The organism is Flavobacterium degerlachei (assembly GCF_900106645.1).
GTDB classification, from domain to species: Bacteria; Bacteroidota; Bacteroidia; order Flavobacteriales; family Flavobacteriaceae; genus Flavobacterium; species Flavobacterium degerlachei.
In genome coordinates this window covers 60,296-77,276 of sequence record NZ_FNMV01000010.1, presented here as the reverse complement: position 1 = coordinate 77,276, position 16,981 = coordinate 60,296, and the positions used below count along the sequence as shown (strand labels likewise).

At 33.1% G+C, this 16,981-nt stretch carries 14 protein-coding genes; 12 read left to right on the top strand and 2 right to left on the bottom strand.

The features are described from left to right. From BLV91_RS11240 to BLV91_RS11185, 12 genes are all read left to right on the top strand, one after another. The gene (locus tag BLV91_RS11240) at positions 1-339 is read left to right on the top strand and encodes a hypothetical protein (protein WP_091433248.1); all 339 of its coding nucleotides are present in this window, start codon (positions 1-3) and stop codon (positions 337-339) included. A 159-nt stretch (positions 340-498) separates the two neighbouring features. Then, entirely contained in the window at positions 499-1,299 is an 801-nt protein-coding gene (locus BLV91_RS11235; RefSeq protein WP_091433244.1) for a diguanylate cyclase, read from the top strand. Positions 1,300-1,848: 549 nt separating this feature from the next. Further along, positions 1,849-3,627: an Ig-like domain-containing protein gene (locus tag BLV91_RS11230; RefSeq protein WP_091433241.1), complete on the top strand. Its 1,779-nt coding sequence runs from the start codon at positions 1,849-1,851 to the stop codon at positions 3,625-3,627. A gap of 78 nt (positions 3,628-3,705) precedes the next feature. Continuing rightward, the gene (locus BLV91_RS11225; protein ID WP_091433238.1) at positions 3,706-5,736 is read left to right on the top strand and encodes an OmpA family protein; all 2,031 of its coding nucleotides are present in this window, start codon (positions 3,706-3,708) and stop codon (positions 5,734-5,736) included. A gap of 259 nt (positions 5,737-5,995) precedes the next feature. Beyond that, entirely contained in the window at positions 5,996-7,084 is a 1,089-nt protein-coding gene (locus BLV91_RS11220; RefSeq protein WP_091433235.1) for an alkene reductase, read from the top strand. 354 nt (positions 7,085-7,438) lie between these two features. Continuing rightward, positions 7,439-7,912, top strand: a complete 474-nt coding sequence (locus BLV91_RS11215) for a nuclear transport factor 2 family protein (protein WP_091433232.1) — start codon at positions 7,439-7,441, stop codon at positions 7,910-7,912. Continuing rightward, positions 7,912-8,355, top strand: a complete 444-nt coding sequence (locus BLV91_RS11210) for a DUF1572 family protein (RefSeq protein ID WP_091433230.1) — start codon at positions 7,912-7,914, stop codon at positions 8,353-8,355. Before BLV91_RS11215 ends, BLV91_RS11210 begins: the two co-directional genes overlap by 1 nt. A gap of 650 nt (positions 8,356-9,005) precedes the next feature. Further along, positions 9,006-10,748, top strand: coding sequence for an APC family permease (locus BLV91_RS11205; protein WP_091433227.1), 1,743 nt, complete (start codon positions 9,006-9,008; stop codon positions 10,746-10,748). A gap of 56 nt (positions 10,749-10,804) precedes the next feature. Further along, entirely contained in the window at positions 10,805-11,614 is an 810-nt protein-coding gene (locus tag BLV91_RS11200; RefSeq protein WP_091433223.1) for a mechanosensitive ion channel family protein, read from the top strand. Between the two features lie 5 nt (positions 11,615-11,619). After that, positions 11,620-12,519 carry a mechanosensitive ion channel family protein gene (locus tag BLV91_RS11195; protein WP_091433221.1) on the top strand — a complete coding sequence of 300 codons (900 nt, stop codon included), beginning with the start codon at positions 11,620-11,622 and terminating at the stop codon, positions 12,517-12,519. Between the two features lie 2 nt (positions 12,520-12,521). Then, positions 12,522-13,751: a cation:proton antiporter gene (locus tag BLV91_RS11190; RefSeq protein ID WP_091433218.1), complete on the top strand. Its 1,230-nt coding sequence runs from the start codon at positions 12,522-12,524 to the stop codon at positions 13,749-13,751. Between the two features lie 189 nt (positions 13,752-13,940). After that, positions 13,941-15,668 carry a PAS domain-containing hybrid sensor histidine kinase/response regulator gene (locus BLV91_RS11185; RefSeq protein WP_091433466.1) on the top strand — a complete coding sequence of 576 codons (1,728 nt, stop codon included), beginning with the start codon at positions 13,941-13,943 and terminating at the stop codon, positions 15,666-15,668. Here BLV91_RS11185 and BLV91_RS11180 read toward each other — a convergent pair. Together BLV91_RS11180 and BLV91_RS17020 are read right to left on the bottom strand one after the other, a co-directional pair. Then, positions 15,652-16,707 carry an o-succinylbenzoate synthase gene (locus tag BLV91_RS11180; RefSeq protein WP_091433216.1) on the bottom strand — a complete coding sequence of 352 codons (1,056 nt, stop codon included), beginning with the start codon at positions 16,705-16,707 and terminating at the stop codon, positions 15,652-15,654. The two genes, BLV91_RS11185 and BLV91_RS11180, sit on opposite strands and share 17 nt — an antisense overlap. Positions 16,708-16,801: 94 nt before the next feature. After that, positions 16,802-16,978, bottom strand: coding sequence for a hypothetical protein (locus BLV91_RS17020; protein ID WP_175514001.1), 177 nt, complete (start codon positions 16,976-16,978; stop codon positions 16,802-16,804). Between the last annotated feature and the right edge of the window lie 3 nt (positions 16,979-16,981).

Here is a 16,981-nt window from a genome sequence, read left to right as displayed (position 1 = left end):
ATGAAAAAGGTAAACGAAACGGACACTTTAAATGAGACTATCGCTTTATTACAAAATAGGCAAAAGCAAGAACTAAGGATCCTCAAAGAACAATTTGAATTAACTTATGACAGTTTAAAACCTTTAAACATCATAAAAGGTGCGTTTAAAGAAATGTCAACTGCATCAGACTTAAAAGGAAATATCATTAATAATATTATAGGTATGTCAACAGGTTACATTTCTAAGAAACTTTTGCTAGGATCAAGTCACAATCCTGTGAGGCGAATTTTAGGGACTGTCTTACAATTTGTCATCACAAATGTAGTCACTAAACATACTGATCCTGTAAAGTCTTAGGAATTGCTATAATAGAAAGTTACAACATTCTACAGTTGTAACTATTATTATTTTTTTAAAATCATATTTAATATCTTAGCAGGGGAATATTGAAACAAACAAGATTCAAAAACTGTATCTTATAAGTTATATTTATTTAATAATTTTGAAAAAAAGATTATGGTTACCCCAAAGAAAAATAATTTAGTTTACTGCAATATAAACCTTTGTTTTCAAAATAAAGAGCTAGGAAATACAATACAATTAAAGTCCTTCAATCTAGAACTTCAGAGTAAACAGCAAGAAATTGCAAAACTTAAATCTCAGTTAGAGATTGCAAAAAGAGCCCCATCTAATCAAAATATTGAAAAGCAAAAAAGAACATTTGAGTTTATTATATTCAATGAAGAACTTACTTTTCAAAATAATGAAAAAGAAAAAAGAGCAGCTGAATTAATTATTGCAAATAAAGAGCTTGCTTTTCAAAATGATGAAAAAGAAAAAAGAGCAGCTGAATTAATTATTGCCAACAAAGAGCTCGCCTTTCAAAATGATGAAAAAGAAAAAAGAGCAGCTGAATTAATTATTGCTAACAAAGAGCTTGCCTTTCAAAATGATGAAAAAGAAAAAAGAGCAGCTGAATTAATTATTGCCAATACGGAACTTGCTTTTCAAAATGACGAAAAAGAAAAAAGAGCTGCTGAACTCATGTTGACAAATCTAGAACTTAAGTCTGCCGAAGAATCTCAAAAAGAATACATTCGAGGATTAGAACAAATTATGTATTTGACTTCACATAAAGTCCGACAACCAATTGCAAATATTTTAGGTTTAGCAGTGATGTTAGATTTGCTTAATGATTCCAAAGAGGATATTACACAATCTATAGACCACATTAAAAAATCTGCTTTATCGCTAGATATTGTGACGAGAGAATTAAATGCGCACGTTTTATATCTGAAGAAAAAATTAAAAATATAAAAACTATTGCATGGCTATCCTTTTAGTTTTGTAGCCTAATTAATTTAGATTTTTGGAAATCGGATAATTATAGCGATGAGTAGCAGATACTTCAATCTAATATATCTTTCGATCCGCTGGTAGAGCAACCTATAATTATGATTTCACTTTTGAAATGACAAATAAAAAATGGACTTAAATTAGTACCTAAAAAACTAATTATTAAAAAATCGAGAAATATATTCTCGATTTTTTTTTATACCTAAGTTAACCTCCATTACCTATACAAACCTTCTTGGTCTTTGCGGAAAAAAAAAACAATAATCTGGCTTGAACAATTACCCTATCTGTACACATAATTAAGTGTAACACAGCCAATATTCTTGATTTTATATTAAACCAAAAAATAAGACAAAACACAATAAATCTTTCATTAATAAACACTTAACACATTTAACGCGTTTTTTATAAGTGAATTATACAACTAATGCTCTTTATTGTGTAACTCTATGCCCTATTAAGAGACGCATCTTTGACCGATATAATAATCAATCCCCTAAAATCAGTAAAATGAAAACTAAAAATTTACTATTAACCTTTGCAATGCTATTTATTGCATTAATTTCCGGTTGCGCGAAAGACGATTTTGAAGAAGTAGACGGCGTTTGTCCTATTGTGGAAATTACTAGCCCAATAAATGGAGCTACTAATGTTTCAATAGATCAACTAATCACCGTAACCTTTAATGAAGAAATGAATCCTGAAACAATAAATCAGTCTTCATTTACTTTAAATGGTAGCTCACAGGTAGCAGGTGTAGTTTCATACAGTAACAAAACTGCCACATTTACTCCATCGGCTTTACTTTCTCCTAACACAACTTATACTGCTAGAATAACGAGAACAATAAAAGACCTTACAGGTAATGCTTTACAAACTGAAACAATTTGGACTTTTAGTACAGGTTTAACAGTTACTCCAATGGTTGCAGCTACTGATCCAGAAAACAACACTAATAATGTGGTTTTAAATAAATTAGTAACTGTTAACTTCAATATGGCAATGAAGGCTTCAACTATTACTGAGACTACCTATACTTTAAAACAAGGAGCTACAACAGTAGCGGGAACTGTATCTTACAGTGGTACAACAGCAATCTTTACTCCAACGGCACCTTTGCTACCTAATACTGTTTATACAGCGACTGTTTCTAAGGCAGCGACTAATTTAGATAACAATGCTTTACTAAATGATTATGTATGGAAATTCACAACAGGTGCATTGATTGCTCCTACTGTAACTTCTACAGACCCTATCAACAATACAACTGGAGTTAGTCTTACTAAAACTATTACTGCTAACTTTAGTATGATCATGGATCCATTAACTATTAATGGAACAACTTTCACATTAACACAAGGTACAACAGTTATTGCAGGAGCAGTAACATATACTGGAACTACAGTTTCTTTCAATCCTACAAATGCTTTACTAGAAGGTAAAGTTTATACAGCTAAAATTACAATCGCTGCAAAAAATATTGCAGGAACACCTTTAGCAAATGACTATACATGGAACTTTACAACATTAGTTGTTAATACTCCCGCTCCTACTGCAGGTTTATTCTTCGGAGTATTTGGTGGAAACGCTGGAATCACTAATCAAGGTCTGAATACAAGGATTAATAATGGAGGTATCGGAACAACTGCCGCTTCTACATTAGTAACTGGATTCACTGATATTTTAGCTACTCCTTTTGAAGTTTATACAGTTACGCCACTTAATAACGGACTTGTATCTGGTGGAATATTCGCTGCAGCACCTGCTCCAGGTAATGCAACGAAAGCACAAAAAGCACTTGAAGGATTGAATGAAGCAAGAGCACTTTATAACAGTATTTCTCCAACTAACAAACCAGGAGGAAGTGATCAAGGATCAGGTGAGCTAGGTGGATTAACATTGGCCGCAGGAGTTTATAAATCAGCCAGTGGTACTTACAAAATCACAAATGGAGATTTAACTTTATCAGGAAGTGCAACTGATGTATGGATTTTCCAAGCAGAGTCTTCCTTAACAGTAGGTTCTCCAGCAGCTGTCAGAAATGTTAAATTGACAGGTGGAGCTCTAGCTAAAAATGTTTACTGGTATGTAGGTAGCACAGCTGTTATCAACTACGCAGGTGGTGGTGTAATGACTGGAAACGTTCTTGCCAATAATGGCGTGACATTGTCTTCTCCTGGTAATAGCACAACTTTACCTGGCCAAGAAACTGTATTAAACGGTAGAGTAATTTCATTAGTTTCTTCGGTAACTATGGTAAATACTATCATTAATATCCCTGCTAACTAAGTAACTAACATAAGATTTAAATATCCCGTCTTTGGGCGGGATTCATTTAAATCAAACCTAATAATAAAAGACACAAAAATGAGATCAAAAACTAAATATAATGAGAAACCATCTGCTGCATGGTCTCCTAATAATCTTACCAAAAGCGCTGCAATAATCGCTTTATCAATGTTAAGCTTTCAAACTTCTGTACAGGCACAGGAAACCCTTGAAGTTAAATACACAAAACCTTCTTGGTACTTCGGTTTAGCGGGTGGTGCTAATTTTAATTTTTACCGTGGTTCAACGCAACAAATGAATGCAAGTTTCACTTCTCCAAAAACATTTCATGATGGATTTGGTACTGGACTTTTTATTGCACCACTTTTAGAATACCGTCCTGCTGATTCAAGATGGGGAGTTATGTTACAAGCTGGATATGATAATCGTAAAGGGAAATTCGATCAAGTAATTACTGATTGTGACTGCCCTGCTGATTTGAAAGCTAACGTAAGCTATATCACTATAGAACCAAGTTTGCGTTTTGCACCTTTTAAATCTGATTTCTACTTATATGGAGGACCACGTTTGGCTTTCAACATGGATAAATCATTTACTTACCAATTAGGTACTAATCCAGCATATCCAGAACAAACTGCAAACCCTGCAGTAAAAGGTGATTTTGACAACGTTAATAAAACGATTGTTTCTATGCAAATTGGAGCAGGATATGATATCCCACTTTCAACTGACAGCAATAAGACACAATTTGTACTGTCTCCTTTCGTTTCTTTCCAACCGTATTTTGGTCAAAACCCACGTTCAACTGAAACATGGAATAACACAACTATTAGAGCAGGTGTTGCACTTAAATTTGGACAAGGACAAAATGTCCAACAGTCTACTGATATGTTAAAAGATGCTGAAGTTCAATTTTCTATCAATTCTCCAAGTAATGCACCTGGTGAAGCTAGATATAATGAAATATTCCCTCTTAGAAACTATGTTTATTTTAATGCAGGATCTACTGAAATACCAAATCGTTACGTTCTATTGACCAACGATCAAGTGAAAGATTTTAAAGAAGACCAGTTGGAAGCCTATGCTCCAAAAAACTTATCTGATCGTTCAAAACGACAAATGACTGTTTATTATAATGTATTAAACATTCTAGGTGACCGTATGCAAAAAAATCCATCAGCGACAATTTCCTTAGTAGGTTCGTCAGAACAAGGACCTCAAGATGGCTTAGTAATGGCTGAATCAGTTAAAACATATTTAGTTAATGTATTTGCTATAGACGAGTCAAGAATAAAAACTAAAGGTCAAAACAAACCTAACGTCCCTTCTTTACAACCTGGTGGAACATTAGAATTGGAACTTCTTAGTGAAGGTGACCGTAGAGTTTCTGTTGAAAGTACTTCTCCAGATTTATTGATGGAATTTCAAAGTGGACCTGATGCTCAGTTAAAACCTGTAAAAATTGTTGCTCTTCAAGAAGCTCCTGCTGAAAGTTATGTAACATTTGATAATAAAGGTGCTACAGAAGCTTTTTCTTCATGGTCATTGCAACTTGCAAATCAACAAGGAAAAATACAGTCTTTTGGTCCTTATACTCAAGATGTAGTTAGTATTCCTGGAAAATCAATTTTAGGAAGTCGTCCAGAAGGAGATTACAGAGTAAAAATGATTGGTCAAACTAAAAGCGGTGCGATTGTAGAGAAAGAAAGTAATATGCATGTTGTCCTTTGGACACCAGCTAAGGTTGAAGAAGGTATTAGATACAGTATCATTTATGAATTTAATAAATCTAAAGCGATTACTATCTATGAAAAATACCTTACTGATGTAATAACTCCAAAAATTCCTGCTGGAGCAACCGTAATTATTCACGGTCACACAGATGCAATTGGTGAAGAAGTTCATAACCAAGATTTGTCTTTGGCTCGTGCTAACGATGTGAAAAACATTATTGAAAATGGTCTTGCTAAAACAGGAAGAAATGACGTTAAGTTTGAGTTAAATGGATTTGGAGAGGATGCTAACAAAGCGCCTTTTGAGAACAATACTCCTGAAGAACGTGCTTATAACAGAACTGTAATAATCGATATTATTCCTGCAAAAAAATAAGTCAAGAATAGAGAATACATTTTTACAATTTTAAAAAGAGGATAGAAACTTAAAAGTCTATCCTCTTTTTTTGTTTCCTAATATATCCAAAATAAATCCTAAGCATGTCCAGAAATCACTTAGTTAACAGTAAAAATTAAAATATATTCAAATTATAAAAATAAAGTTATTGAATAGAAAATTCAATTCCATAGTCAATTCAGACATTTAAGTCAATAAATATAATTATCTTTATAACAACAACTTAAGTCTAAATCACATGAAAAAAGATCAATTATTCCAACCTGCAAAAATTGGCTCCATAGAATTAAGAAATCGAATTGTTATGGCTCCAATGACTCGATGTAGAGCCATTAAAAACATTCCTAATGAATGTATGATTGAATATTACAAACAACGTTCAAGTGCAGGCTTGATTATCACAGAAGGGACATCACCATCAGCTAACGGATTGGGTTATGCTCGAATTCCAGGGATCTTTAGTAAAAAACAGGTTGAAGGATGGAAAAACGTTACGGAAGCAGTGCATAAAAATGGAGGCAAAATATTTGTTCAATTAATGCACTCAGGAAGAATCAGTCATCCACTCAACATGCCAGCCGGATCAAAAATTCTTGCTCCTTCAGCTGTAAAAGCTAGTGGGCAAATGTGGACTGACTATAAAGATTTTCAAGATTTTGAAACCCCAAAAGAAATGACACAGCAGGATATAATCCATGCAAAAACTGAATTTATAAGTGCTGCAGAAAACGCCTTATTTGCAGGATTTGACGGAGTCGAATTGCATTCAGCAAATGGTTATTTATTAGAAGAATTTCTTTCACCCATAAGCAATATTCGTGACGACAACTATGGAGGAAGTATTGAAAACCGTTGCCGTTTTGTACTTGAAGTGACCAAGGCAGTAGCTCAGGTCATTGGAAAGGAAAAAACAGCTATCCGGTTATCGCCTTACGGAGTAGCGAGTGATATGCCACATTATCCAGAAATAGATGACACTTACGATTATTTATCAAAGCAACTCGATGCCCTGGATATAGCATACATACATCTTGTAGATCATTCTGCTATGGGCGCACCTCCCGTTCCAGTAGCAATGAAACAATTGATCCGTAAGAATTTTAAAAATACAATTATTCAGTGCGGTGGTTTTGACAAAGAAACTGCTGAAAAAGCAATTGAAAGCGGAATCACTGATTTAGTAGCATTTGGAAGACCCTTTATCAACAATCCTGATCTTGTCGAACGATTTAAAAATGACTGGCCTTTAGCAAAAGATTTGAATGCTGATTTATTCTACACTGCTGATGAAAAAGGATACACAGACTATCCCTTTTACAAACCTTGATTTAAACTACTTTCTTAACACATTACCAGATTCATCCAAAGTAAGTTTAATTTGGAAAATTAACTCTTCTTGTCAGGTTTAACAGCTAGTAAAAAAGGACAATTTGCTAAATTGTGCCTGTAATGTGACCTACCATACTAATTTACCATACTCCTATCGCGGCTCTATTAACTATTTTGTACAAAAGCAAAAAATAATAACCCAATTGCATTTAAACCATAGTTTACATTAACTTAATCGGTGATAATTATTCAATATTTCTATTATAGTAATAATTTTCTTACGTATTATTTTTTAAATAAAAATTATTCAATCAAAAAAAAACCTTAAATTTACATTTCATTTTATGTAAATATGACGGAAAACGAAAAAACCCTTGTCAAATTCTACTCTGCTTTTGCGAGTAATGATGCTTCAACGATGAGTGAATGCTACCATTCGAACGTTGCTTTTCGTGATCCTGTTTTTGGATTACTTAAAGGAGATAATGTTTCCAAAATGTGGAAAATGTTAATTGCAAGCAGTAAAGGAGCTTTAACAATTAATGTTTCAGACATAAAAGCAGATGAATACATTGGCTCAGCCCAGTGGACAGCATCCTATACCTTCAGCAAGACCAATAGGAAAGTTGTAAATGTAATTCAGGCTCATTTTCATTTTCAAGACGGATTAATTATAAAACATACAGATGATTTTGATCTTTGGAAATGGTCTAAACAAGCTTTTGGGCTAAAGGGATTTTTATTTGGCTGGACTGGTTATATGCATAAGAAAATACACGAAAAGGCCGTTTCGTCCCTTAAAAAATATAAAGAATCTAATACCTAATGATTGAAACTTTAAAAGCACTTTTTTATCGAGATTTGACTAGGCTAAAGACTGAAATTGAATTGTACCCCAATGAAAATGACATTTGGAAAACGCAGAAAGGAATATCTAATTCCGCAGGAAACCTTTGTTTGCATTTGATAGGAAATCTTAATACCTACATAGGAAACGTTATTGGAAAAACAAATTATATCAGAAACAGAGAACTTGAATTTTCTTCAAAAGATATCTCTAAATCAGAACTGATAAAAAAAATCGAGGAAACCATTATCGTCGTTAATATTTCTTTAGATATGGTGTCTGAAAAGGAATTAAAAATGGAATACCCTATCTTGGTATTGGCAGAAAAAACGTCAACTGAGTTTCTGCTAATCCACTTGACAACTCACCTAAACTATCATCTTGGACAAATAAACTACCACAGGCGTTTATTGAATGATTAGATTATACGCTATTGGCAAATAATAAATGATCTAAGTTAGTTATTTTTCCTTTTCCTCTAATTATTACTAAATACTCATTGCCTCCCACTATTTTGTTTCCCCAGCCTTATTCAAAATGAGTACATCATATTAGAACAGTGACATTTTCCATTAGCTACATTATAGGGGCTCTTTTATGGATCATTTTTTTTTGACTTTTACTTAAATTGTCTGGTTTGAATGGAATTTCAAATAATCACAATATTTCTTTTTTTTTACTTATTATTATCTTTTAACATCATTTTAGCAATTTTCTGCACTTTAGCGTTAGCAAAAATCATCAATACAACTGTCATCAATCAATAAAATTTTCCAATATTTTTTCACTTTTAATGATTTTAATAGTTAGTATCAACTCCTAGCATCGAAAAAAAATCAAAAACTAAAAACGATATAAATAATTTAAAATCAATTGTTTAAAAACGTATTTTTACATGTTATTTCATTTCAACAAGCAGTTTAAAAACAGCTAATTGTTTTTGCATTAATGCCTACTTATCTCGAATTAGTGATAAAAAAAAGGAATTAATTTCTTATTTGGCTATTTATCTCAAATGATTATCTTGCGCACCATGTTTAAAAACAAATATTGAGTTAAATCTAAAAATATAATGAAAAAAGTATTGCACAAAAAATTAAACGAATTACAAGCAACGGCAATTTGTGGAAATGACATTAGTTCCTCTTGTCTTTACGTATCAGCCCTTACAATTATGTATGCGGGACAGTATGCTTGGATTTCACTACTGTTAGTAGCTGTAGTATTGTTTTTGTTTAGAAAAATATACGGAGAAGTTGTAGGTGCAATTCCCCTTAATGGAGGTGCTTACAATGTATTATTAAATACCTCTTCCAAAAGACTAGCTTCCCTAGCAGCAACTTTAACGGTACTATCGTATATGGCCACCGCAGTAATATCAGCTTCTGAAGGAATGCACTATCTACATGGAATAGCTCCTGGAATCAATATAACAATAGCAACAATTGTTGTTTTACTTACGTTTACTGGACTAGCTATTTTAGGAATTGGAGAATCAGCTATTGTTGCAGTAGTGATTTTTATTATTCACTTGTCAACTTTAACCTTACTAGTCCTAGCTTCTTCTTGGTTTATTTTCAATAACGGACTAGATACTTTTAATATCAATTGGAGCCTTCCTATCTCGGCAGGCGGAATAATAAATGCTCTTTTCTTAGGGTTTTCAGCGGCTATGTTGGGAATTTCAGGTTTTGAAAGTTCTGCAAACTTTGTTGAAGAACAAGAGCAAGGTGTTTTCCCGAAAACACTTCGTAATATGTGGGCTATTGTAAGTTTCTTTAATCCCGTAATTGCCTTACTATTAATTTGCATCATTCCCCTTGCACAAGTGGGAGAACATCAAGAATCCTTATTAGCCTATTTAGGACATACAACAGGAGGTTCTTGGCTAGCTTACCTTATTTCTATCGACGCTGTCTTAGTATTATGTGGTGCTGTCTTAACTTCGTTTGTTGGGGTTTCTGGATTATTAAATCGTATGACTTTAGACAGGATTTTGCCTAATTACTTTTTGAAGCAAAACAAACGTGGGTCTAATTATCGAATAATCATTAGCTTCTTAATTTTATGTGTATCAGTTTTATTCGTAACATCAGGAAATCTTATAGCATTGGCTGGAGTGTATACATTCTCATTCTTAGCGGTAATGGGGTTATTTGGTATTGGAAATCTTTTATTGAAATTTAAACGTAAAAAACTTCCAAGACCTGAGAAAGCTAGAGGAATAGCCGTTGTCTTTGCCGTATCACTAATCATTGCTGCATTTATAGGAAATGTTCAACTAAACGTAGATTCCTTTTATACTTTTATAAAATATCTGGTTCCTTCATTGCTGTTTATTTCAATAATGCTAAATCGATCATTTTTAATAAAAGTGTTAATAGATGCTTTGGAGTATTTTTACAAACCGTTAAGAAGAATGGTTATATTCAGCAATCGTTATTTACTAAAAATGAATTTGAAAATAAGTTCTCAAGAGCTTGTTTTCTTTACTAAAGGGGATGATGTTGCCATTATAAATAAGGTAATGCAATACGTTCAGAATAATGAAACAACTAAAAAATTAAAGATTGTAAATATAAAGCGCGAAGGCGAAAACAACTCTCTTCTTATCACAGACATAAGGGTTCTAGATCGTGCCTACCCTGAGATTGACATTGAATTTATTGAGATGGATGGTGTTTTTGGCCCTACTATCATCGATGAATTATCAAAAAAATGGGGAATTCCAAAAAATTTCATGTTCATTGGTTCACCGGGAGATCGATTTTCCTACAGGGTATCTGAATTAGGAGGAGTACGTTTAATTATGTAACTTTAATTTGTTCATATGCTGTCCTTTTAAGATTACAACTGGAAAAATAAAAATACATGAAAAAAATTATCGACTACACGCTTTTTCAAGATGGTGATTTTAATATTAAAGTAATTAACATTTTAAAGGTGTTTGCTTTTTTAGTTGTGGTTACTCTTTTATTGAAAATTATCCGTAAAGCAATTTTCAGGGTCGATAAAATTGACATTGCTAAAAAGTACTCAATCTATAGCTTGGTTAGGTATCTGGTTATAGTTATTTCAATCATTTCTGGACTGCAGATGTTTGGTTTTAATCTATCAGTTCTAGTGGCAGGTTCTGCCGCATTATTGGTAGGTATTGGTTTGGGGTTACAAAATCTTTTTAGCGATTTTGTATCAGGAATTATACTTTTAGTTGATTCTTCTGTAAAAGTAAATGATGTTATAGAATTAAATGGATTGGTTTGTACCGTTCAAGACATCAATTTACGAACTACTACAGTGCTGACTAGGGATGACAAATATATTATTTTACCAAATTCTGACCTGACAAAAAACCAGTTAATCAACTGGACTCATAATGACCTTGCATCCCGTTTTGAAGTTACCGTGGGGGTTGATTACTCGTCAGACATTCAACAAGTCATCCAAATTTTAAAAGAAGCTGTAGACCGTCAAAATAATGTTTTAAAAGAGCCAAGTCCATTTATCCGATTTACAGATTTCGGGGATTCCTCTCTCAATTTCTCCGTAATATTTTGGTCTGAAGAGTTATTTCGTATTGAAACCACTAAAAGTGACCTGAGAATAAAAATATTTGAATTATTCAAAGAGAATAATATCACAATACCATTTCCACAAAGGGTAGTTCACATCAACAACTAAAAAAAATGGAAGAAGAGATCCAAAAATACTTATACAATCCAACAGTTGGTAAAATTGTAACCTTCCTTATTGGAGTTGCAGTAATTTGGATGTTAATTAAGGCTGTCCAAAAGAATCTCTTTTCAAAAATTAAAGACAATGACAATCGGTACAAAGCAAAAAAAATAAGCACTTTCGTTGGTTATTTAGCGACCGTGATTTTTTTAACAGTAATTTTTAGCGAAAAACTGGGAGGTCTCACTGTTGCCTTAGGTGTTGCTGGAGCCGGTATTGCTTTTGCATTACAAGAAGTTATCGCTTCGTTTGCTGGCTGGCTGGCTATCATGTTCGGTGGTTTTTACAATTCGGGAGACCGCGTTCAGCTAGGCGGAATAAAAGGAGATGTTATGGATATTGGTGTTTTAAGGACCACAATCATGGAAACAGGACAATGGGTTGATGGTGACTTATACAACGGTAGGATCGTATTAATAGCCAATAGTTACGTTTTCAAAGAGCCTGTATTCAACTATTCTGGCGATTTTCCCTTTTTATGGGATGAAATCAAAATCCCCATTCAGTTTGGAAGTAACTATGAAAAAGCCCAAGAAATAATACTAAATGCTGGTGTTGAAGTTGCAGGAGATTTAACTGAAAAATCGAAAGATAAATGGAAATCACTGCAATATAAATACCGTTTAGAAGATGCGCAAACAGCTCCAATGATTTCCTTGATTGCCAATGATAACTGGGCAGAATACACCTTGCGCTATGTTGTTGATTACAAAAAAAGGAGGACTACAAAAACCATATTATTCTCAAAAATCCTTACAAAAATAGAAGCAACCAATGGAGAAGTAAAAATGGCTTCGGCAACTTTCCAATTGGTACAGGCCCCCGACTTCAATGTCAACATAAAAAAATAGCTATGGATTTATTTCATCTTTTCTCTATACTAATAGTATTGTCAGCTGGCTTTGCTTATATTAACTTTAGGATATTAAAACTACCTAATGCAATTGGACTGATGTTAGTTTCATTACTATTTTCCTTTTTTATTTTAGTAATGGGTTATTACTTTCCTTCTTTTAAAGATAGTGTAGCTATAAAAATGAATAGTATTAACTTCAGTGAGTTACTTCTTGAAGGAATGTTAAGTTTCATGCTTTTTGCGGGAGCAATTCATATAAAATTTAAAGATTTAAATAACGAAAAACTTAGTATTCTTCTGTTTTCCACTATTAGTGTACTCATCAGTACATTTATTATAGGTTTTACGACTTATTATTTACTGAATTTCATGGGAGTTAATGTAAATCTCATTCACGCAATGTTATTTGGCGCCCTTATATCCCCTACCGATCCTATTGCGGTTTTAAGCATCCTAAAAACGGCTGGGGTTTCTAAATCTTTGGAAACTAAAATCGCCGGAGAATCATTATTTAATGACGGTGTAGCTGTTGTAGTATTTATCACTATTTTAAAATTAGCAAAACCAGGTGCCGACTTAAATATTAGTAGTATTCTTATGCTATTTGGTCAAGAGGCTATAGGGGGACTATTGCTAGGCATATTAATTGGTTATATTGGATATAAGCTAATTGCCAGTATTGACAACTATCAGGTAGAAGTTCTAATTACCTTAGCTATCGTTATGGGAGGCTATACCTTTGCACATTACACTCATGTTTCTGGGCCACTTGCCATGGTTGCCGCGGGTTTAATTACTGGAAACCAAAGCAAAAGCCTAGGAATGTCAGATATTACGGCAGAATACGTTGATAAATTTTGGGAATTAATCGATGAAATTTTAAATGCGTTGCTCTTTGTTTTAATAGGGTTAGAATTACTTATAATACAAACCAACCAAAAAATCCTTTTTGCAGCCATACTCATTTTATTTATAACGCTGATTACAAGATACATTTCGGTTTATATCCCTTCAATAGCGGTTCGTTTAAAAGAACGAATCAGCCAAAAAACGCTACTCATCTTAACTTGGGGAGGTTTACGAGGCGGAATTTCCATCGCTCTTGCGCTATCAATTGATCCGGAATTTAGTAAAGACATCTGGGTAACAATCACTTATGTTATTGTTTGCTTTTCCATTTTGGTACAAGGAATGACGATTGGCAAATTTGCTAAAAGAATGCAGTAATTCAAGATCAGTTTTTTACCAACAAATTAAAAGGCATTTAATTACTAAAAAAAAGACACTAATTTTGAAGTTTGTGTTATTTTTTTATTAAATTTATAAACCCATAATCTGCTATATATTAGACTTATATATTTTTAAAAATTACTACGGGATACATTTATGTGTATTCCTAACTTTAATTTATTGGAAATGGAATATAAGAATTCAAATACCAGTACAGCAAGTACTGATTTTTATACTTTACAGCAAGATTACAACTCATTAAAACAACTTTTTGATACAATTAATGACAAGAATCAATTTAATGAAAATAAAATTGAGCACATTAATGAAAAGCTCACAGAATCCTTAGAAAACATGTCGGATGCTTTTGTTGCTATAGACAACGATTGGAAATACACTTTTGTAAACCAAAAAGCAGCTATAATGTTTGGAAAGCAACCCGAAGACCTCGTTGGCAAAAATGCCTGGGTTATATTTCCGGAAGCTATTGGACAACCGTACTACAAAATCTATTACAAAGCAATGAAAACCAAAAAGCAAATAGTTTTTGAAGATTATTATGCTCCATGGGATCGCTGGTTTGAAAATCGTGTCATACCTAGCAAAGAAGGACTAGTTATTTTTTTTCAGGATATAACGGAACGAAAATTAGCTGAAAATAAATTACAAGACCTTAACACGAAACTAAAAATACGAAATAGAGAATTATACGAGAGCATTATCCAAATTCAAAAAATTAATACTGAATTAATTAGCGCAAAAGAGAAAGCAGAAGAGAGCGATCGTTTAAAATCTTCATTTTTAGCTAACATGAGTCATGAAATTCGCACTCCAATGAATGGCATTTTAGGCTTCACAGAACTTCTAAAGGAACCAAAGCTAACTGGGGAGGAACAACAGGAATATATCAAAGTAATCGAAAAGAGCGGTAGCAGAATGCTTAATATTATAAATGATATAGTAAGCATCTCTAAAATAGAATCTGGACAAATGAATCTTTCTTATAAGGAAACTTCAATTAAAGATCAAATTGATATCATATATGACTTTTTTAAATTAGAAGCCAAGCAAAAAAATATTGAACTTAAAATAAGTAATTCTTTAAGCGAAGAAGAAAATTTAATACGAACTGACGAAGAAAAAGTTTCTTCTGTACTATCACATTTGCTTAAAAATGCCATAAAATTTACTGAACAAGGATCAATTGAAATAGGATGCTTTAAAAACAATAATACAATCACTTTTTATGTAAAGGACACAGGGATTGGAATTAATTCTGATAAGACAGACATTATGTTTGAAAGGTTCACTCAAGAAGATGATTCTTTAAACAGAAATTATGAAGGTGCCGGTTTGGGCTTATATATTGCAAAGTCCTATGTGAACCTCTTAGGAGGTAAAATTTGGGCAGCGAACAATGCCGATTATGGTGCTGTTTTCTATTTTCAAATCCCTTTTATAAAACCTAATGAAATTGATAAAGAAATCCAGCTATCAATAATTCCTCATGAGACTCAAAAATTAAAAATACTCGTTGCTGAAGATGATAGTATTTCACTAAAGTTCATTTCTAAAATTTTAAAGATATTTGGAGAAAACTTATTAATAGCTAGAAATGGATTTGAAGCAGTAAATCTTTGCAAAAACAATCCAGATATCGATATCATTCTAATGGACATTCAGATGCCTGTGATGAATGGTTATGAAGCCATTAAAAAAATAAGAGAGTTTAATGAAGAGGTAATTATAATTACCCAAAGTGCTTTCGTATTTACAGATGAAGCTGAAAAAGCAATTGAAGTTGGCGGCAATGGCTATATCTCAAAACCAATTAATAAAAACCAATTAATTGACCATATCAAAAAACAAATCCTCGCTTCAAAATCAAAATCCAAAGCTAAGACAACTCCATAATATCAGTTAAACTAAACTTCCAGTCAGTGCCTTTTTTATACCAAAGTTGCCCTTCAGATACATCTAGAGGGCATTCAAAATTATTGGTGTAAAGCGCTCCAGTACCTAGTCCCTGAGGCATTAAATTATGCTGTAAAAAAGTCCATTGTGCTATCGCATTTAATCCAATATTACTCTCTAAAGCAGATGTGACCCACCAGCCAATTTGGTATTTCTCAGCCAAATAAATCCACTCTTGAGTTCCACGAAAACCACCTATAAAACTAGGCTTCAAAATGATATATTGTGGCTTAATTTTTACTAACAATTCCTCTTTTTCTTCTAAGCCAAACACACCAATTAGCTCTTCGTCAAGCGCAATAGGCAGAGGAGTCGTTTTACACAGCTCTGCCATCCTGTCAGTATGATTTTTTTGTATCGGCTGTTCTATACTATGTAATTTAAATTCAGATAGTTGTGATATTTTAATTAAAGCTTCATTTGAACTAAAAGCACCATTAGCATCGACCCTGATTTCAATCTGTTCTGGATCGAAATATTCCCGAATATAACGCAATAATTGCAATTCTTTATCGAAATCAATCGCTCCTATTTTTAGTTTTATACAGTTAAAACCTTGAGCTAATTTTTCTTCAATTTGCTGCTTCATAAAAGCGGCTTCACCCATCCACACAAGACCATTAATCTGGATCGATTTTACCCCCTCAGTGAACTCTGAAGGAAACAACAAAAATGGTGATTCACTACCCAGAGATTGAAAGGCCATTTCTACTCCAAACTGTATTGAAGGGAACTCGATTAAAGCATCCCAAAGCAGGTCTTTTCCCAAATGGATATTCTCACAAGTCCACTGCAATTTGACTTCATAATCAGGACGGTCATCAACACTCAAACCTCGTAGAATCCCACACTCACCTATTCCGTATTTTCCGCCTTTTTCAAGTACGATAAACCAAGTTTCTTTTTCAGTCATTACACCACGGGAGGTTCCTGAAGGGCGTTTAAAATCGAGTATATATTTATGATAAGTTGCTTTCATATATTCTTTAACAGTTTAAGCCATTAAGTTCTTTTACAAGGTTCGTTTCGTTAGTTGAAGTGTTGGTGATTGCATCAGAAATACTAATATTTAATTATGATTTAGGTTTCATTAAATAGGACAATCCAATTAATAAAACTCCGAAAAGACACAATACCAGGTATAAATAAGTTGGCCATCCTTCATAAATATACATTTGGAGATTTAAAATCACCCCTACAAAAAGAAAAATCAAACCTAATAGTCGCATAATACCAATTGCTTTTTTCATATT